We start from the raw sequence: 19,905 nt of genomic DNA, 5'->3' as shown, positions 1-19,905 counted from the left end.
GGCAGCGGTACCCAGCAATGCTGTAGCTTGTAAGGCCTGCCGACGGGTTAAATATTTATTTTTCATGTTCTAAACCGTATAAAAATGATAAGCTATTAATTTATTAGCTGTTAAAAGCACCCCATTGGTTATACCATAATGCACTAAACCGGCTAAGGCACTAATAAATATCCAGGTAATCATGCCCATTTTAAAACGATACATGGCTACAAAGGAGATAATAATCCAAGCCAGACTAAACCAATCAATTTTACTTATGGCCAAACCTTGTGGAAAAACCACGGCCTGGGCAAAATATACGGTTAGGTTAAGCACTACCCCAACTACAGCAGCCGTAACTATACTTAATATAGCTTTAATATTTTTATTGCTCTGGGTCTTTTCAATAATGGGGGCACCGGCCAGAATAAAAAGAAAACAAGGTAGAAAGGTGTAGTACGTAGTAGTTACCAGTCCTAAAGCACCCATTAATAAAGAACCCTGGTAATGATGGTAGCCGGCCATATAACCCACAAACGCCAGAACCATAATTAAAGGGCCGGGAGTGGTTTCGCCTAAAGCCAGGCCATCAATCATTTCCAGCTTAGTTAACCACTGAAAATCTTCTACGGCAACCTGGGCCACGTAAGGCAGTACGGCATAAGCTCCCCCAACTGTTACAAAAGCCGCTTTGGTAAAAAAGAAGGTTAATTTGTGCCAGAATTCTGTTGCCTGGCTACTGTTAAATAATAAGAAAGGAATTAACCACAACGCTCCAATCACGAACAATTGTTTAATTAACCGCACAGCGCTGAAACCGGTACCGGGTACCGGCGAATCTATATTCAAATAATATTGGTTTTCATTTTCCGCTACACTGGCCGTTGCTTTAGCTTCTTTAAATATGGCCGGGTAAAGCCGCTTTGCCAACCAGCCAATTACAATCGCACCCAGAATAATATAAGGAAAAGGAATATTTAAGAAAAATATACAAATAAAAGAAGCAATGGCCACCACCACATGAAAAGCACTGAGCAGGGACTTTTTACCAATTTTGATTAAAGCCAGGATAACTATTGCCACCACGGCAGGTTTTAAACCATAAAACAAGGCATATACCCAGGCTATTTTGCCGAAAGTAACATAAATAGTACTCAGCCCCATCAAAATAAAGACCGAAGGCAGCACAAACAAAGAACCGGCCACGATGCCACCGATGGTACCGTGTAAAAGCCACCCAATGTAAATAGCTAATTGCTGGGCTTCGGGCCCTGGAAGCAACATACAATAATTTAAAGCGTGAAGAAATTTACGGTCCGAAATCCACTTTTTCTGGTCTACCAGAAACTCGTGCATAATCCCAATCTGGCCGGCCGGCCCGCCAAAGCTGATAAAGCCTAGCTTTAACCAAAACAGGAAAGCTTCTTTAAAACTGGGTTTGGCTACCGGATTCATGGCACTAGATACATCTGGTTCAGAAAAATCTCCAGCTAAGGTTGAAACATTGACTGACATAAGCAAAAGTTTTAATCCTTACAAGATTAGCAAATGCCAGCAGCTAAAAATAGAACAGAATTTACCTTTGGAATACTTTTTACTTTTTAAGTAAACTTTTTTTGTATTCCGAAGGGCTTTTACCCGTGTGTTTCTTAAATATCCGGGTAAAATGGCTTTGGTCGGAAAAGCCGGTGAGGTAAGCTATTTCGGATAAAGAATGCGCGGAGGACTGCAACAACTCGATTGCTTTTTCAATACGTTGTTTGCGGATATATTCGCCGAAAGATAGGTTATCGAAATATTTGGAAAACTCCCGGGATAAATAAGTAGGATTCACCTGTAATTCATCCGATACTTCTTTCAGGCTTAAGGTTAAATTGGTATCTATCTGGTCCTGGATGGTTTCTTTTAATTCTTTTACCCAACCTGGCACCTTCTGGTCGGCTTTCTTTTGTTTTAAGTAAGTATGAAATACCTGCAGTAATAAATGTTCTACCGGGGTTTGGGTATGCTTCTCGTTTTGTAAATGTTTGGCCCAGCTATATAAAGCATCGTACAAAAGCATGCCTCTTTCCAGGAGTTCATAATCGTTTTGGGTGTTAAAAGCCAGACCGGCAGAAATGGCCCACAATCCGGCAGCTTCCGGGGCAATCAGGTGGTTGTCGGTATCCGCCCCCCGTATAATGGGCGCTATTAAGTGCAGGGCAGGGTCCTGGAGGTGGTACTTTTCTAAAAAATAATCAAAGGTACAGCGATCTTGATAGTGGGTAAACTCCGTATCGGGTATATCAAACGGAATAGCGTCTAATTGCCGGGCTTTTGCCTTTACTTCCGGGAAGGGAACATAGATAATTTCTGCGTCAGCATCGATAAACCTTTTAATCAGCCAGGGGCAAGCCAGCCGGTCAATTTTAGGGCGTTCGCGGGTAATCCATTTCATTTCCGGAGATTTATAGCATAAGTTACTTTTAACCTTCCTAAATATGGGAACGATTAAGCAGGAATTTCTATATGCGAGTTATAACGGTTTAATTTAAAGCGATTTTTGATTACACGTAATCGGAATAATCAAAAACAAATATAGTTTAATTAAACCCCGGTTACCCAACCATAAGTGCCATCGGTTAGTTTTACCAAATGATACGTCTGGTAAACCGCAAATATAGCCAGGCTGCTATCTTTTTTTACCAGCGCAACCGGCGAAGCGGTCATATCGGGCATTTCCATTATTTCGGTGTCGGTCTTCATTTTTTCGGTGCGCAGGGGTTTGTTTAAATTCTCTAGGTTGGCTGCAGTTAAATAGCCCCAGCGGCCATCGGGTAGTTGTACCCGGTACCAGTTTTTAGAACCTCCCGAAACATGCAGGGCAATATTTTTATCTAAAGTGGCTACTATGGGCGCTTTAGCATCGGGCAAACCCCGGAGAGTAGTATTTTTTTTGGCGGTTCGTACCCACTGGCCCAACTTGTTTTCGGCAATTTGTACGGGAGTTGGTTCTTGCCGGCGGTCGTTAATAAAAGGAAAAGGATCTACGGCGCCCCGGCCAAACCGGTAAATGCCAAAATGCAGGTGTGGCACTGTGCCTTTTGCATTACCCGTGTTGCCAATTAAACCCAAGGTATCGCCGGGTTGTACTTGTTGCCCCGCTTGTACCAGTTGGCTATCGAGGTGGGCATAATATAAGTTCTGGCGGTTATTTAAATCGGATAGCCAGACTACTTTGCCGCCAATGGGCGTAACATCTACGCGGGTTACAATGCCTTTGGTGCTGGCAATGGCCGGTGTACCCCGCGGCGCAAAAATATCCACGCCTTCGTGCCGACGGGCTCCGGCATCGCGGTCGGCACCCCAGTAACTTTGGATGGCCCGCCCGTCTTTGCCGCGCACCGGAAACGATAAAGATGGCCGCGTAACAATGGTAATGGTATAACTACCGTTGTGTAATAATTCGGGCTGTACCCGCACGAGGTGCGTCTGGTTATCTTCTACCTGGTACTGCAGGCTTAGAGAGGTAGTGTCGGCTGCCGCTACGTGTTTGGTTTGCGGCGGTAAATCATTGGTTATCTCAAATAAGTCCAGAAATAATTTGATTTCCTGTTTCGTGCGGGTGGTTACTTTAATGTCAATGAGTTCGCCTTGGCGGGCCATAAAACTGTAACTATTGGCGGTGGGTTTATCGGCCCGGAAATAAGCAGTTTCCTGAAAAGGTAAGTTTACCCGGATAGAGTCGTGTAAGGCACGCTGACCGGCGGCTATCCAGGCTTGACCAATGGCCGTGCGGTGCAAATTGGCGGCGCGCAAACTTTGTTCATACGCCTCATAAGGGGTTCTTTTCTGGAAAATGGCTTTAACGCCTTGTTTACCCCCGCAACTACTGAGGTAAAACAAAACCAGAATAAACAGGGAAAAGGTTTTAAGCTTTAATATATTTATATTCATGAAAAACATACCGGGTCGTAATTTTCTTTACAACACATTTTTAAGCAAATAGTTAACCAAAAAGGTCTATTTTTCGCTTAAAGGTATTTATCTTGATAAATAGATTAAAGCTTTTATTGGTTAGCTGACTTTATCAGAACCTGGATTTATAGATTAATCTTTTCTTGCGTAATTTCTCCGTTCACCTTTCGCCAGATATTTAAAGGATTGGTATTTTGAAGGGCGGCTGGTAATAAAGTATCCGGAAAATCCTGGTAGCAGATGGGGCGAACGAAGCGTTGAATGGCCTGGGTCCCAACCGAGGTGCTCCGTACATTGGTAGTAGCCGGGTAGGGGCCGCCGTGTACCATAGCGTGCCCAACTTCTACGCCCGTGGGGTAACCATTTAATAGCAACCGGCCTACTTTCCGCTCTAAAATTTGAATGAGCTCAGTAAACTGGAGTAAATCTTCGGGCGTACCGAGGATGGTGGCCGTGAGATGCCCGTGCAGGTTACGCGCCAATTCCAGCAGCTCATGGGGGGTATCTGCGGTTATTAATACCGAACTAGGGCCAAAAACTTCTTCGGCTAGTTCCGGGTTCTGGGCCAGGGTAGCGGCATCAGTTTTAAATAAATAAGCTGCTCCGGCACAACTGGCAGTATCTGCAACGCCCTGAGCTACTAGTTCTATGTTGGGTTGGGTGCTAATTTTATGAATGCCTTGTTGGTAGGCGGCTTTAATGCCGGGGGTAAGCAAAGTGCCAGCCGGAACCGACTTTAATATTTCGCTGGCGGTTTGCACAAACGTATTGGCTACCTCCGAATTGAGCGTTACTACCAGCCCCGGGTTGGTACAAAATTGCCCCACACCTAAAGTAATGGAGTTTACCAGGCCCTGGGCTATGGCAGCGGTACGTTGCTGTAATGCGCCCGGTAAAATAAATACCGGATTGGTACTGCCCATTTCGGCGTATACCGGAATAGGTTCGGGCCGACGGACAGCGGCATCATAGATAGCTTTGCCACCCCGGAAAGAACCGGTAAAACCAATGGCTTTTATAAGCGGGTGCTGCACCAGGGTCAGGCCTACTTCTACCGATGGGCCATGCACTAAAGAGAAAACCCCAGCTGGCATACCGGTGACCTTTGCGGCTCTTAAAATAGCATCGGCTACTAACTGAGAAGTGGCTGGGTGGGCCGGGTGGGCTTTGGCCACCACTGGGCAACCCGCCGCCAAAGCCGAAGCCGTATCGCCGCCGGCCACCGAAAAGGCCAACGGGAAATTACTAGCGCCAAAAACCCCTACCGGCCCAATAGGTATTTGCAAACTACGGGTATCGGGTTTGGGTAATGGTTGGCGACTGGGTTGGGCAGTTTCTATAATAGCTTGTACCCAAGAGCCTTCGCGTAATAAACCGGCAAACAGCTTAAGCTGATTAACTGTACGGCCGCGTTCGCCGGTGAGCCGGGCAATAGGTAAACCGGTTTCTGCTGCGCAAGTATTTAACAGTTCAGCCCCAATGGCTTCAATCTCTTCCCCAATTCTTTCCAGGAACTGTGCTCGTTCTATACCGGTGGTTTGCCGGTATAGGTCAAAAGCGGCTTCGGCCTGTTCCACCGCGGCATTTATTTCATCAACACCAGATTCTTGAAACTCCGGCCCAAACGGTTGCCCGGTTTGTGGGTTAATGGCAGAATAGGTTTTTGGGTTACTGGTTGGGTTGAGCGCCATATCATCTTATTTATAAAACTCAGAAAAATAAACGGTAAATCTACTCTTGGTTAGTGTTAAACCAACTGCAAATTGTTCTCAGCTACATTAAATTGGATTAGATAATATTTGTAAAACTTAAGAATACATAAGCCTTACTTGAATTTAAGCAAAAGTTAGCTGACTTTATTTACCAGGGTACCAATGTTATCGATGGTAATCCGGATTTCGTCGCCGCTGTTTAAAGTAAAATCGTTGGGGGGAACAATGCCGGTACCAGTCATCAGGAAACATCCGAAGGGAAAGGTGCACTCCCGGTAAAGGTAGCTGACCAATTCGGTGTAAGAACGTTTAATCTGGTCAGTAGAAATGCTTTCTTTAAAAACTGCCGCATTGTTGCGTAATATTTCCAGCGTAATTGTGGCAGCGGGGGCAGTTTGGGTGGCCGGAACATAAATACCCGGACCAAGCGCGGCACTGCGGTCGTAGGTTTTGGCCTGGGGCAGGTACAAAGGATTTTCACCTTCTATGCTGCGCGAGCTCATGTCGTTTCCTACGGTATACCCGCTTATAACCCCTTTGGCATTAATAAATAAAGTAAGTTCCGGTTCGGGTACATTCCAGGTAGAGTCTTTGCGAATATTTACCAAATCGCCGGAACCCACCGTACGGCCCGCTGTGGCTTTAAAAAATAATTCCGGGCGCTCGGCATCGTAAACTTTATCGTAAAAATCGCCGCCGCCGCTGGCCTTAGATTCTTCTATGCGGGCATTCCGGCTGCGGTAATACGTTACGCCCGACGCCCATACTTCCTGCCGGTCTATAGGCGGGAGCAGTTCTTCCTGGATTAATTTTTCGCCGTTAGTTATGGGCCGGTTGCCGCTTATTTCGGATTCTAATACCCGGTATAACTGGTCTTGGTTTAGGAGCCGGTCCCAGTTTACTTCCATGGTTAAATAATATTTACCTTCGTGCTCCAGCAAAATGCCGCTTTTTAACCGGTATAATTTCATGAGTTATGGCTTGTTAAAATATTTAAAGCTTACGCAGAATATTATATATCCGGGCAATATTTAAATATTAAATACATTGGTTTTTTGTCTGATGGGAATATTCTCCCTTTTTTCGGGTGCGAATGAATCAATTTTTATTTTACAAAAAATATGAATTGATGTTTCTCGGGTTCTGGTTTGAGGCCAATATATTTAATTCTAAAGCCTGAAGTGAGCAAATTCTTCTTTTTAGCTAAACGAAGAAAAGCTACGATATAGAATTAACTTTGCCGGAAGACGAATATTTTACTACACACCTCAACTGCGGCCTTGATGTAAATATTAAGGCTTAAATATTCTTTACTGGTCGGCAGGGATTGCCCACGGCAACTACATTGTCCGGAATATTTTTGGTAACTACACTACCCGCGCCAATTACTACCTGGTGCCCAATGGTTACGCCCGGCATTATTACCGAACTACCCCCAATCCAGACGTTATCGCCAATGGTAATGGGGCGGCCAAATTCGCGTCCCGATATTCGGTCCTGGGCATTAAGGGGGTGGGTAGCGGTATAAATTTGCACATTGGGTGCCAGAAAAGCATTACGGCCAAAAGTAACCGGGCATACATCTAAAATTACACAATTAAAATTAGCATAAAAGTTTTCGCCAAACCGAATATTATAGCCGTAGTCGCAACGGAAAGAGGGTTCTATAAAACATTTTTCTTGGGAACGGAACAAGGTGGCCAATATTTGCTGCCGTTTGGTTTCTTCGGTTGGGTGGCTCTGGTTGTACTCGTGCAGCAAACTGCGCGCCCGCAACCGGTCTGCTACCAACTCCGGGTCCATGGGGTTATACATTTCGCCGGCCAACATTATCTCTTTTTCGGACATAAACTAAGCTATTAATATAAGTAAAAAAGCAGGGCCGGCAAATTTTGCCGGCCCTGCTTTTACGTATGTCTTTTATTAAATATTATTTTTCTTTAATTCTTTCACGGCGTGGTCTACGGCGCGGGCGGTTAAAGCCATATACGTTAAAGAGGGGTTTACGCAAGACGCCGATGTCATGCAAGCTCCGTCGGTTACAAAAACATTGGGTGCTTCGTGTACCTGGTTAAAGGCATTTAATACCGAGGTTTTGGGGTCGCGGCCCATGCGGGCAGTTCCCATTTCGTGAATGGCCAGACCCGGGTAAGAGCCCGCATCGTAAGTAGTTACATTCTTTAAACCAGCTGCTTCCAGCATTTCGGCGGCATCGTTGGCCATATCTTTCCGCATCTTCATCTCGTTTTCTTTAAACTCGGCGTCGAAGGTTAAGGTTGGCTGGCCCCATTTGTCTTTAACTTCTTTGTTAAGCGTAACCTGGTTTTCGTAATAAGGCAAACACTCGCCAAAGCCCCCAATTCCCATTTTCCAGTTGCCGGGTTTGGTCATGGCTTCTTTAAAATCAGCACCAAAGCCCATTTCGCCAACTGCGCGTTGCCAACCATCACGACTACCGCTGCCCTGGTAACCAAAGCCACGTAAATAGTCGCGTTTGTCGTTGCCAACGTTGCGGTAACGGGGTATGTAAATGCCGTTAGCGCGTCGGCCAAAATAATATTGATTTTCGAAGCCTTCGGCTATTCCGGAAGCACCGGTCCGGAAATGGTGGTCCATCAGGTTATGACCCAACTGGCCGCTACCATTACCAAATCCGTTCGGGAAACGGTTAGACGTAGAGTTCATCAATACAAAAGTAGAACCAAGGGCAGAGGCATTCAAGAATATTATTTTAGCGAAATATTCGGTCATTTGGCCGGTATTCGAATCAATAACACGTACCCCGGTTGCCTTGTTTTTTTTCTCGTCGTAAATAAGTGAGTTAACCACTGAGTCGGGACGCAGGGTTAAATTACCGGTTTTAACTGCCGCCGGCAGGGTAGAAGATTGGGTACTGAAATAAGCGCCATAAGGGCAGCCGCGGCTACACAGGTTGCGGTACTGGCAAGAAGCCCGGCCGTTGTGAGGTTTTGTTAAATTAGCTACCCGGCCCATGGTTAACTTACGGTTCGGGAATTTGCCTTCAATCCCTTTTTTAACCGCTTTCTCCACGCAATTCATTTCCATGGGTGGTAAAAACTGGCCGTCGGGTAACTGGTCCAAACCTTCGGCCTGGCCACTAATGCCTACAAATTTTTCGACGTAATCGTACCAGGGCGCAATATCTTTGTAACGAATGGGCCAGTCTACGGCAATTCCTTCTTTTAAATTGGCTTCGAAATCTAAATCGCTTAAACGGTAAGATTGCCGGCCCCACATAATGGATTTACCGCCCACAATATTGCCTCTAAACCAATCGAAGCGCTTTTTTTCGGAATAGGGAGAATCTTTATCGTTAATCCAGTAGCTTTCGTTGTGCTCGCTGTACGGGTAATCGCGGCTTACAAATGGGTGCGATTCGCGTTGCTTTTGGGTAATACGGCCGCGATATTTAAAATCCCAAGGATCTTTCATGGCCGTAGTATAGCCTTTAACGTGTTCTAATTGTTTTCCGCGCTCAAGCATTAATACTTTGAGGCCTTTTTCGGTTAATTCTTTTGCTGCCCAACCACCGCTAAGGCCGGAGCCTACCACAATGGCATCGTACGTATTCTGGGCTTGTGCTTTTATATTCAGGTTCATGAAGGAATATAATATTTAATACTTTATAAAAGGCAGGTATTTAGGCTAATATAAAGAGATTTAAGATAAGCCTTTATTTAAATTCCTGCGCCGCCGGATGGCAAAACCAAACCCGACCTTGGTAATAGCAGGCCTGACTATATTAAGTGGCCCAGGTTTTCTGTCCGGGTTTAAGGGGTTCGCAAGGACGGTAGGCACCCGGTACAGCTATGTAATTTAAAGCTTTTGTGGCACCAATTTCCGAAGTAAAATAACCCACCACGGTCATTTCTTTTATCATAGAGAAAAACGGTGCCGGAGCCGATTTGTCTTTTTGTTTTAAGGTCTTGGCATCTGCTTCCGCTTTTTTAAGTAAATCGGTTTGCTGGGCTTTGGTGGCAGCCAAAAAACCTTTGCCGTAAGCGGCCTTGGCATCAGCGTCTATTTTATCTAAGCCAGTAAAAAACCGTTTCTGATCTTTTTCCGGGTAGCAATCGGTAATTAAGACCTGAATAAATTCCGGTACTTTGGCGGCTTTGGCTCCGGGCGTACTGGTTGTCGGAATAATTAATTCAGCAATTTCGGCAATTATTTTTTGCTGATTTTCGGTGGCTAGCGGCGAGGCATAACCATCCAGCATTTCCGGTAACGGATTACCTTCTGCGTGTACCAAGCCTGAAAGGAGTGGGGCCGAAAGGGTTACGCCCATAAGGGTAGCAACTTTAAATATGGCTTCTCTGCGATCCATTAGATAAATATAGTCGGTTTACTAAGAGGTGGATTATTTTTAAGGAACAATATAAGATTATAATTTTTAAAATAACAATAATAGCCCCGTTTATTCCTGAATATTGATAAAAATTTTAAGAAATAACCTTTTTTTATAATCCCTTAAATCTATCGAATAATTGAACCATACGCATGTTCCTGGCTTATTAAGTTTAAGCTGGCGATAATTTAAAAATGAAGAAAGATAAAGTTTTAAACAATCAGAAGTGGCTGCCGGCTGCCCGAAATGCACAAAAAAAGCGGCATAAAAGTATGCCGCTCCTGGTAATTTTAAATAAATATTTGGTAATTATATAGTTAAATATTTCGGTTATAAAAATGCTTGTTGTAGCCAGATTACTGACCCGAAGCTGGGGGAATGGTTTGTTTTTCTTCCCGGCTTTTTTGCCGCTCGTCTTGCTTGGCTTCGCGTTTGGCTTTTCTTTTAAAATAGCCTTTGAGTAAAAAATTAGTTTTTAAAGCTTCTAAATCTTCATTCAGGTTACCCGAGCTTTTCTCCAGCAAGGACATGGTATTCTGGAGCTGGGTGGCAAATTTAGGGTCGTTTAATAATACGCCAACGGCATTATTGGTATTATCTAATTTGCGGGTGGTGTTATTTAGGTTTTGAGTCATTTCGGCAGCCGCTACCGAGGTTTTTTCCAGTTGGGCCATAGAAGAACGCAATTGGGCAAAAACGGCAGTATCGGTTAAAAGCTGGTTAGCCAGGCCCTCCTGGTTGTTTAATTTAGACGTAAACTGGGCCAGGGCGCGGGTGGCTTGCACCGTTGTTGCCGATGCCTGCTGTAAACTACGTACAATAGACCGGAAATTATCGGCCATGGTAGAATCGGTCATGACGGCACCCAAAGTGCCTTGGCCTTGCACTAACCGGTGGCTCATGGTTTTAAAATCCTGGGTTATGCTCAACAGGTTTTTATTGTTTTCCTGCAGGGTTTCCATCATTACATCGGTATCCAGGGCTTCTTCCGAGGCCAGTAAATCGTTGTTTTCTACAGTGGCGGCCTGGCGGCTACCACCATATATTTCAATTATTTTATTCCCGATTAAGCTTTCGGAACCCAGGCGGGCTTTGGCATCCTTGCGAATATATCGCTGCGATTCTTCTTCAATATTCATGGTAATTTGCACCTGCGATTCGCCGTAGAATTTAATATCTTTTACGGTGCCAATTTTAACCCCCGAAAACCAGACGTTATTGCCGGTTTTTAAACCAGCTACATCGTTAAACACGGCTTTTACCTTAATGCTTTTTACAAATCTTTTTTGCTGACCGCCTAGGGTAAAAATGCCCAAAATTAAAATTGCCAGGCCCAGTAAAATAAAGATGCCTACTATAACTATACGTCTACTTTCTGCTGCTTTCATTTAGTCTATAAAATTGTAATCGTAAAAAGATTTAACCCGCGCATCGTCTGTGGCAAATACTTCTTCAAAAGAGCCTTGTCTTTGAAACTGGCCATCCAGGAGCATTACAATGCGGTCGCCGGTGGCCCGGGCACAGGTCAGGTCGTGGGTAATAATTATAGAAGAAGTATTAAATCTTTTTTGTACCTGGTTTATCAGGTTATTAATTTCTTCGCTGGTAATCGGGTCGAGGCCGGCTGTTGGCTCATCGTACAACATGATTTCGGGTCTGAGGATAAGGGTACGGGCAATGCCAATCCGCTTGCGCTGCCCACCCGATAACTCCGAGGGCATTTGATTTATGGTTTGCGCTAAGCCTACCGCCTCTAATACGGTTTCAATCAGATTATCTATTTCGGTTTGGCTTAGCTCGCGCGAATGCCGGAGCAACGGAAATTCCAGGTTTTCCCGCACGGTCATACTGTCGTAAAGGGCGCTGTTCTGGAAAGAAAAACCAATTTTAAGCCGCAGCTGATCCAGTTGTTTGGGACTTAACGTATTTAAATCGTTGCCCAACACATTTATGTATCCTTTATCGGCTTTTAATAAACCCGAAATAATTTTAATAAGCACCGATTTACCGGTACCCGAGCGGCCCAGTACCACCAGGTTTTCGCCCTGGTATAGGTCCAGGTCTACGCCCCGCAGCACTTTGTAGTCTTCAAAGGCTTTTTTTAGTCCCTGAATGGTAATTACTTTATTGTTGTAGTTGATGTTAGGATTTACTTTTTTCATTACCTGTTTAATTACATAGCCCGGAATGCATTAATTACCTGCAGGGCCAGCAACTCCTCGATAAATATGAGAAACATGGCCGTTACCACCGAGGAGTTGGCCGCTTTGCCCACGCCTTCGGTACCTTTTGATGAATGATAACCTTTGTAACAACCTACCATACCAATGGTAAAACCAAACAAAAACGATTTTATTAAAGATGAGAATACGTCCAGGAAGGTAATGGCATCGAATACATCTACAATAAAGGTGGCAAAACTGGTTTGCTCGTGCTGGTGCACATTTACATAAGCGCCCATTAAAGCCACAAAGATAGTGTACATCATTAAAACCGGAACCATAAATGTAGTGGCCAGTACCCGCGAGACCACTAAAAATTTATAAGGGTTGGTGGCCGATACTTCCATGGCATCTATTTGTTCGGTTACTTTCATGGAGCCCAATTCGGCGCCAATGCTGGAACCTACCCGGCCGGCGGCAATAATGGCTGTTACCAAAGGGGCCAAAGCTCTTACAATGGCAATGGCAATTAAGGCTGGTAACCACGACGAAGCCCCAAATTCAGCGAGGGAAGGCCGCGACTGGTTCGTAAATACAATACCAATAATAAAACCGGTAAGTGAGATAAGAGGCAACGACCGCACCCCCACTTCATAAAATTGCTTAATTATTTCTTTAAACTCGTACGGCGGCAGAAATACTTCTTTAAAAAACCGCATTATAAAAACATGAATGTCGTAGAGGTTAATAAATATCCGGTCTAGTTTTCTGGAAAGAAAATATTTGCGTTTAACCGGTTTATTTAATGGTTCGTTGTCGTTCATTCGGTTTTGATGTTCCTGATAGTTGGTGATTTTTCAGGCTGTGTTGCTCTAAAAAGAATTTTACTTTTCTGTTACTGGTATTCCAGCCTATTCTGGCGTTTTCCGGAAAAGGAATTGCAAAGGTTTAAAAGTACTCAGATAAATGGGAACCAAAGCTAAGTCCTAAATTATTACTTTTGCAAATTGGGCCGCTAAAATCTGGTAATGTTACAAACCTATACTACTTCCGGTAAAAATCAGTTTAACCTTTAACGAAATATTTAAAATATTGGCGAAAGCTATCTGAAAAACATTACCCATGTTTTCTGACCCCAAAGGTATAAAAAAAGAAGCGGCTGTTCCATATCTGAAACAGCCGCTTCTTTTTAATATTTAAAGGCTAATAATTAAACCGCAAAGTGGTTAATTATTCTTCTTCACGTTTTTCGTAACGTTTACGGTCGTTCTCATCAAGGTAGATTTTGCGCATCCGGATGCTCTTAGGCGTAACTTCCAGTAATTCATCTTTTTGGATGTATTCCATGGCTTCTTCTAACGAAAACTGCTTTTTAGGGACAATTTTTACGTTGTTATCAGAACCAGAAGCCCGCATGTTGGTTAACTGCTTGCCTTTCTGGATGTTTACGGTAATATCGTTGCCGCGGCTGTGCTCGCCAATTACCATACCAGCGTACACTTCTTCACCCGGATCTACGAAAAACACCCCACGATCCTGCAGTTTATCAATAGAATAAGCGGTGCCCGGACCCGTTTCTAACGAAATAAGTGAACCATTAATCCGGCCCGGAATCGGACCTTTGTGTGGCTCGTAGCTTATAAACCGGTGGTTCATGATGGCCTCGCCAGCTGTAGCGGTTAAAACGTTGTTACGCAAACCAATTAGGCCCCGTGCCGGAATGTTAAACTCTATGTGTTGCAAATCGCCTTTAGGTTCCATAATGGTTAACTCGCCTTTGCGGGCAGTTACCAGTTCTATTACCTTACCGGCACTTTCTTCGGGCACATCAACCACCAAATGCTCAATGGGCTCGTGGCGCTGGCCATCAATATCTTTAAATATTACTTGCGGCTGACCAACTTGTAATTCATAGCCTTCGCGGCGCATGGTTTCAATTAGTACTGATAAGTGTAGAATGCCCCGGCCATATACCAAAAAGGTATCTTCTTTGTCGGTTTCTTCTACGCGTAGAGCCAGGTTTTTCTCAATTTCTTTGTACAGACGGTCGCGTAAGTGGCGTGAGGTTACAAATTTACCTTCGCGGCCGTAAAACGGCGAGTTGTTGATGGTAAACATCATGTTCATGGTTGGCTCGTCTATAGAAATACGGGCCAAAGCTTCGGGCATTTCGGCATCGGCAATGGTATCGCCAATATCAAAGCCTTCTATACCGGTAAGGGCACAAATTTCGCCAGACGATACGCTGGGAACTCTGCTTTTTCCTAAACCTTCGAATACCTGAATTTCTTTAATGCGCATTTTTTTAATAGTACCGTCGCGCTTACAAAGGCTAATTAGTTCACCTTCGGTTAAAGTACCACGGTGTACCCGGCCAATGGCAATCCGGCCCACAAAAGAAGAGTAATCAAGGGAGGTAATTTGCATTTGCGGCGTACCTTCTAAAACCGGAGCGGCCGGAATTACTTCTACAATGGCATCCAGCAAAGGAGTAATATCTTCGGTTTTTTGTTTCCAGTCGGTGCTCATCCAGCCTTGCTTGCTGGAACCGTACAAGGTTACAAAGTCTAACTGGTCTTCGGTAGCGCCCAGGTTAAACATTAAATCAAATACTTGTTCGTGTACTTCGTCGGGGCGGCAGTTTTCTTTATCAACTTTGTTTATAACCACAATTGGTTTTAAACCCAGAGAGATGGCTTTGCTTAGTACAAAACGGGTTTGGGGCATAGCGCCTTCAAAAGCATCAACCAACAATAAAACACCGTCGGCCATTTTTAATACCCGTTCTACTTCTCCGCCAAAGTCGGCGTGGCCCGGAGTATCAATAATATTAATTTTTACATCTTTATAACGAACCGAAACATTTTTGGAAACAATGGTAATACCTCGTTCCCGCTCCAGGTCGTTGTTATCCAGGATGAGGTCGTCAAAGTGCTGGTGCTCGGCAAAAATTTTAGAAGCGTGTATAATTTTATCTACCAAGGTAGTTTTACCGTGGTCGACGTGAGCGATAATCGCAATGTTTCGAATATTCTGATTCATTTATTATTTTATTTCAGGCCGCAAAGGTACAAAATGTTACGCAGAATAAGAACACTTGCTAACTGTTTGGCTTATAGTTTATATTAAGGATTTTAGGGCTTAAAAAGTTTCGGGGACATAAATTCTTTTAAAAGGCCTTAAAAAACTGCTTTGGGTTATTTTAGCGTAAGTTAAATGGGGTAAGCAAATTTAAGGTAATAAGTCAGTTTTAAGGAGGTTTAAGGCTGTTTCTTGTATTTATTATAGCGTAATGAATCACAAACGCATCTTTCAAAAATATTTATGAATCGTACTAACCAGAATTACCCCTGCCTAAAAAATTTAAATACATTTTTTTTAAACCTTAATCAATTACTACAATGAAAACACTATTTAATGTTCTGTTGGCGTGTATAATGGCCTTAACCGCTTGTGCCCAGCAGAAAAAAAATAAAGAAGGAACTGCGGCAACGGGTCAGGCGCCATTGCCTAACCAGGCGGTAAATAAACTTAATGCTAACCAGGCGGGCTTTACGGTAAATAAAACTGATGCCGAATGGCGTCAGCAGCTTACCCCCGAACAGTACTATGTTACCCGCCAAAAAGGCACTGAGCCGCCTTTTAAAAATAAGTACAACAGCAACAAAGCCAAGGGTATTTACAAATGCATTGGTTGCAGCCAAGAATTATTTAGTTCGGTTACCAAATTCGATTCGGGTACCGGCTGGCCCAGTTTTTATAAACCCCTGAACAGCCAGGCTGTAAAAGAAGTACAAGACCTAAGCGATGGCATGGTACGTACCGAAGTTGTATGCGGCCGCTGTGGTAATCACTTGGGCCATGTGTTCGATGATGGGCCAAAACCCACCGGACTACGGTACTGCCTAAATTCGGTTGCACTTAACTTCGAAAAGAAATAATACAATTTTTAAATCTTTTGCCGGCAAACCACCGTACTAGGGAAGGAAATGAATAAACAAAGCGAAAATATGGATCTGAGTTCAACGAGCAATGTTATACAAAACACCGCTCAACTGATTATGGACGCTTTCCGGCAGTTTAATGTACAGGCCGACGAGGTTTTATCCTATGACCAGTTGTACAGTTACCTGGATGAGCACAGCGAGCACCAGCATTATAAAGATGCCATGGTAGAAGCCGAGTATCATTTAAGTAAAGAAGCTTACGCCACACCAGACCCCAGCGGATTAAGACTAAGCCAGGTGGGCTATAAAGCTTTGCAAAACCATGAACCAGCATAAAAAATTGTAAAATATTTTTATATAAATGGTAAACTCATTAGAAAGCACAAGAGCGAAGGAAAAAGATGGTAGGAAAACGAAAGCAGGCCTGGACGATAATGGCAGGAGTTGGTATGTTGCTGATGGCCTGTACTTCGGCGAGGGAAACTAATGAGTACAATGCGGCGGTCCCCGGCACCATAAAAAGTGATGCGGACCGTCGCGCCATTTATAATAATGCGGCGAGTACAAATCCTATTTCCCGGCCACCAAATTTAAACGACCGCGCCAGCGAAATTAACCGCCGTAAAAATATTGAAGACCGCCACGAAAACGACCCGAATAACAAACCACCGGAGGTCAGAACCATGCAGTTAAACCGTACCTTACCCGATACGACTCAATAATATATTTTAGGATTTTACCCGAAAATATCATTTCTCATTCCGCATACGTATTCTTTTACTTTTAATACCTGTGAATTTATTTGCCAGGTAAATTTGCGAGCCACTTTTTCCTTTTCTATAATATCTATAAGTAAAGAGTAGCCTACCCATCGGCAGGCTACTAAACCAAAATCTAAATTCTTTTTCTTTAAAGCAATTAGGTATTAAATATCGGTTGTTGCAATTTCTTCAGTAGTTGTTTCAGCAGGAGTAGCAACTGGTGTTTTGTGGGCCCGCGCCGCCGGTTTTGGTTTGCTTGTATTGGTGTTTTCCGGTGTTGTTGTCTTTTTCTTCGTCGATTTTAGAACCGGTATCGGGTTTTCTGTTTCGGTAAATTCTGTCGTATTTTCTTTTGCTAAGTCTGTGGCCGGTTCCTCGGCTTTATCAGATCCTTTTTTGCTTTTCTTCTTTTTATCTTTTTTACTAGTGTCTCCGGTTGGTTCATTTTCTTCCGAATCGCCGATGGGTATTAGGTTCTCAAATTGAGCTTTGGCCGATTGTAGCACATCCTGCAGCACAAATTCCTGGCCATCGGCTATTTTTTGCTTGGCTTCTCTAAGCACCTTTTTTATGGTTTTTTGGGTATCTTTCTGAATCTCCCGCACCATTTCTTTAAGTTTTTTATTAAACTCCCGTTGCAGTTGCTTGGTAGCTAATTTTAAAGAAACATCTTTAGTCGATTTTTTTTTCGACGAGGCTTTTTTACCTTTTTTGTCTTTGGTATCTTTTTTCTTCTCCGTATTTTTCATAATCAGTCGGGGTTTAAATGAGCGATATTACCTGTACGCTTTATTAAAATGCAACGTAAATAAATGGTATTAAGGTTATTTAAACTTATTAATTTATTCTTTATACCGGGTTAATATAGTAAAAGCTGGTTTTAGAATCTTTAAATTTTACTGCGACCAATTGCGTATATTTGCGACCTTAAATTTGCATGATGACAGAAGCATATAAACGTTATACCATTACGGCGGCTTTGCCGTATGCCAATGGTCCGGTACATATTGGGCACCTGGCAGGAGTATATTTACCAGCCGATATTTACGTACGATATTTGCGTTTGCAAGGCCGCGATGTAAAATTTATTTGCGGTTCCGATGAGCACGGCGTACCCATTACCATCCGGGCTCAGAAAGAAGGCAGCACCCCACAGCAGGTAGTTGATAAATACCACCAGATAATAAAAGAATCGTTCCGGGAGTTTAATATTTCGTTCGATATTTATTCCCGCACCTCAAATAAAACCCACGCCGAAACCGCTTCAGGCTTTTTTACCAATCTTTACGAAAAAGGCATTTTTGAAGAGAAAACCTCGCAGCAATATTACGACGAGAAAAACCAGCAGTTTCTGGCCGACCGCTACATTGTGGGTACCTGCCCCCGGTGCGGCAACGAAAATGCTTACGGCGACCAATGTGAAAACTGCGGAACCAGCCTGAACGCTACGGATCTGATTAATCCCAAGAGCATGCTCAGCGGCGAAAAGCCCGTGATGAAAGAAACCAAGCACTGGTACTTGCCGCTGGATAAATACGAAAACTGGCTACGCGAATGGATTATAGAAGGCCACCAGGAATGGAAAGCCAACGTATACGGCCAGTGTAAATCCTGGATAGATGGTGGTTTACAACCCCGCGCCGTAACCCGCGATTTAGATTGGGGGGTGCCCGTGCCTTTAGACGAGGCCAAAGGCAAAGTGCTGTACGTTTGGTTCGATGCCCCCATTGGCTATATATCGGCTACCAAAGATTTAACCCCCGATTGGCAAACGTACTGGCAAGACAAAGAAACCAAACTGGTACATTTTATCGGCAAGGATAATATTGTTTTCCATTGCATTATTTTCCCGGTAATGCTAAAAGCCCACGGCGATTATATTTTACCCGATAACGTACCGGCCAATGAGTTCTTAAACCTGGAAGGTGATAAAATATCTACCTCGCGCAACTGGGCCGTTTGGCTGCACGAATATTTAGCTGATTTTCCGGGTAAAGCCGATGTGCTACGCTACGTATTGTGCGCCAACGCGCCGGAAACCAAAGACAATGATTTTACCTGGAAAGATTACCAGGCCCGCAACAACAACGAGTTACTGGCTGTTTTCGGTAACTTTATAAACCGGGCGGTGGTGCTTACCCATAAATATTTTGATGGGAAAATACCGGCCAAAACCGAGTTGCAAACCGTTGACGTAATGGTACTGGACGAATTAAAAACGTACCCCGGCATTATTGGCGATTTAATTGAACGTTACCGTTTTCGGGAAGCCTTAAGTGAACTCATGAACCTGGCCCGCCTGGGCAATAAATACCTGGCTGATACCGAACCCTGGAAAATAATTAAAACCGACGAAGACAGGGTAAAAACCATTTTAAATATTGCCCTGCAAATTGCCGCCAGTTTAAGTATTTTGTCGGAGCCTTTTTTACCCGAAACCGCCGAAAAGCTAAAGCGCATGTTGCAGATACAGCCTGATAATTGGGCTGGAGCCGGCGCGCCGGATTACCTGATACCGGACCACCAGTTGGGCGAAGCCGCTTTGCTGTTCCAGAAGGTTGAAGACGAAACCGTACAAGCGCAGGTACAAAAGTTACTTGATACCAAAAAAGCAAATCAGATGGCCAATGCGGCGGTAACGCCGGCCAAAGAAAATATTACCTTCGATGAGTTTTCCCGCATGGATATTCGGGTAGGTACTATTCTGGAAGCTGAGAAAGTAGCTAAAACCAAAAAACTGCTTAAACTGAAAATAGATACCGGCCTGGACCAGCGCACCATTGTAAGCGGTATTGCCGAATATTTTCAGCCGCAGGATATTATCGGGCAGCAGGTATCAGTGCTGGTAAACCTGGCACCCCGCGAAATAAAAGGCATTCAGAGCCAGGGTATGATTTTGATGGCCGAAAATGCCGATGGTAGCCTGGCTTTTGTGCAACCCGGCCAGCCTGTTAAAAACGGCAGCGGTATTTCTTAATACAACTTTCTGTGTGCAAAAAAAGCTGCTACGGGCGCATT

At 44.0% G+C, this 19,905-nt stretch carries 17 protein-coding genes; 4 read left to right on the top strand and 13 right to left on the bottom strand.

Annotated features, from left to right (window positions below; all coding sequences use genetic code 11):
• Positions 1-69 precede the first annotated feature (69 nt).
• The 12 genes from chrA to typA all read right to left on the bottom strand — a co-directional run bounded on the left by chrA (position 70) and on the right by typA (position 15,221).
• Positions 70-1,494 (bottom strand): chromate efflux transporter, encoded by a 1,425-nt coding sequence (gene chrA / locus ACO1R6_RS17275; RefSeq protein ID WP_486266258.1) that lies wholly within the window; start codon positions 1,492-1,494, stop codon positions 70-72.
• A 79-nt stretch (positions 1,495-1,573) separates the two neighbouring features.
• Entirely contained in the window at positions 1,574-2,416 is an 843-nt protein-coding gene (locus ACO1R6_RS17270) for a chromate resistance protein ChrB domain-containing protein (protein ID WP_486266257.1), read from the bottom strand.
• Positions 2,417-2,565: 149 nt separating this feature from the next.
• Positions 2,566-3,915 carry a peptidoglycan DD-metalloendopeptidase family protein gene (locus ACO1R6_RS17265; protein WP_486266255.1) on the bottom strand — a complete coding sequence of 450 codons (1,350 nt, stop codon included), beginning with the start codon at positions 3,913-3,915 and terminating at the stop codon, positions 2,566-2,568.
• 146 nt (positions 3,916-4,061) lie between these two features.
• Positions 4,062-5,627, bottom strand: coding sequence for an aldehyde dehydrogenase (NADP(+)) (locus tag ACO1R6_RS17260; RefSeq protein WP_486266254.1), 1,566 nt, complete (start codon positions 5,625-5,627; stop codon positions 4,062-4,064).
• A gap of 155 nt (positions 5,628-5,782) precedes the next feature.
• Positions 5,783-6,619: a fumarylacetoacetate hydrolase family protein gene (locus ACO1R6_RS17255; RefSeq protein ID WP_486266253.1), complete on the bottom strand. Its 837-nt coding sequence runs from the start codon at positions 6,617-6,619 to the stop codon at positions 5,783-5,785.
• A 328-nt stretch (positions 6,620-6,947) separates the two neighbouring features.
• A complete protein-coding gene (locus ACO1R6_RS17250; RefSeq protein WP_486266251.1) occupies positions 6,948-7,496 on the bottom strand; it encodes a sugar O-acetyltransferase in 549 nt (182 codons plus the stop codon).
• A gap of 75 nt (positions 7,497-7,571) precedes the next feature.
• Positions 7,572-9,269 carry a GMC oxidoreductase gene (locus tag ACO1R6_RS17245; RefSeq protein ID WP_486266250.1) on the bottom strand — a complete coding sequence of 566 codons (1,698 nt, stop codon included), beginning with the start codon at positions 9,267-9,269 and terminating at the stop codon, positions 7,572-7,574.
• A gap of 142 nt (positions 9,270-9,411) precedes the next feature.
• Positions 9,412-9,996, bottom strand: coding sequence for a gluconate 2-dehydrogenase subunit 3 family protein (locus ACO1R6_RS17240; RefSeq protein WP_486266249.1), 585 nt, complete (start codon positions 9,994-9,996; stop codon positions 9,412-9,414).
• Positions 9,997-10,373: 377 nt separating this feature from the next.
• A complete protein-coding gene (locus ACO1R6_RS17235) occupies positions 10,374-11,405 on the bottom strand; it encodes an MlaD family protein (RefSeq protein ID WP_486266248.1) in 1,032 nt (343 codons plus the stop codon).
• A complete protein-coding gene (locus ACO1R6_RS17230; RefSeq protein WP_486266247.1) occupies positions 11,406-12,179 on the bottom strand; it encodes an ABC transporter ATP-binding protein in 774 nt (257 codons plus the stop codon). It abuts the gene before it with no gap.
• Positions 12,180-12,190: 11 nt separating this feature from the next.
• Positions 12,191-13,003: an MlaE family ABC transporter permease gene (locus tag ACO1R6_RS17225; RefSeq protein WP_486266246.1), complete on the bottom strand. Its 813-nt coding sequence runs from the start codon at positions 13,001-13,003 to the stop codon at positions 12,191-12,193.
• 406 nt (positions 13,004-13,409) lie between these two features.
• Positions 13,410-15,221, bottom strand: a complete 1,812-nt coding sequence (gene typA / locus ACO1R6_RS17220) for a translational GTPase TypA (protein ID WP_486266245.1) — start codon at positions 15,219-15,221, stop codon at positions 13,410-13,412.
• Between the two features lie 359 nt (positions 15,222-15,580).
• Here typA and msrB point away from each other — a divergent pair, with 359 nt between their 5' ends.
• The 3 genes from msrB to ACO1R6_RS17205 all read left to right on the top strand — a co-directional run bounded on the left by msrB (position 15,581) and on the right by ACO1R6_RS17205 (position 16,848).
• Positions 15,581-16,120 (top strand): peptide-methionine (R)-S-oxide reductase MsrB, encoded by a 540-nt coding sequence (msrB, locus tag ACO1R6_RS17215; protein ID WP_486266244.1) that lies wholly within the window; start codon positions 15,581-15,583, stop codon positions 16,118-16,120.
• A 69-nt stretch (positions 16,121-16,189) separates the two neighbouring features.
• Positions 16,190-16,462 carry a hypothetical protein gene (locus tag ACO1R6_RS17210; protein WP_486266243.1) on the top strand — a complete coding sequence of 91 codons (273 nt, stop codon included), beginning with the start codon at positions 16,190-16,192 and terminating at the stop codon, positions 16,460-16,462.
• 65 nt (positions 16,463-16,527) lie between these two features.
• Positions 16,528-16,848 carry a hypothetical protein gene (locus ACO1R6_RS17205; protein ID WP_486266242.1) on the top strand — a complete coding sequence of 107 codons (321 nt, stop codon included), beginning with the start codon at positions 16,528-16,530 and terminating at the stop codon, positions 16,846-16,848.
• 203 nt (positions 16,849-17,051) lie between these two features.
• On the opposite strand, the gene ACO1R6_RS17200 is transcribed toward ACO1R6_RS17205, so the two are convergent.
• Positions 17,052-17,636, bottom strand: a complete 585-nt coding sequence (locus ACO1R6_RS17200; RefSeq protein ID WP_486266241.1) for a hypothetical protein — start codon at positions 17,634-17,636, stop codon at positions 17,052-17,054.
• 191 nt (positions 17,637-17,827) lie between these two features.
• On the opposite strand from ACO1R6_RS17200, the gene metG reads away from it, so the two are divergent.
• Positions 17,828-19,864: a methionine--tRNA ligase gene (metG, locus tag ACO1R6_RS17195; RefSeq protein ID WP_486266262.1), complete on the top strand. Its 2,037-nt coding sequence runs from the start codon at positions 17,828-17,830 to the stop codon at positions 19,862-19,864.
• Positions 19,865-19,905 lie beyond the last annotated feature (41 nt).

The sequence above is a fragment of the Adhaeribacter sp. genome (genome assembly GCF_057359045.1).
This window is presented reverse-complemented; position numbering and strand designations above follow the sequence as displayed.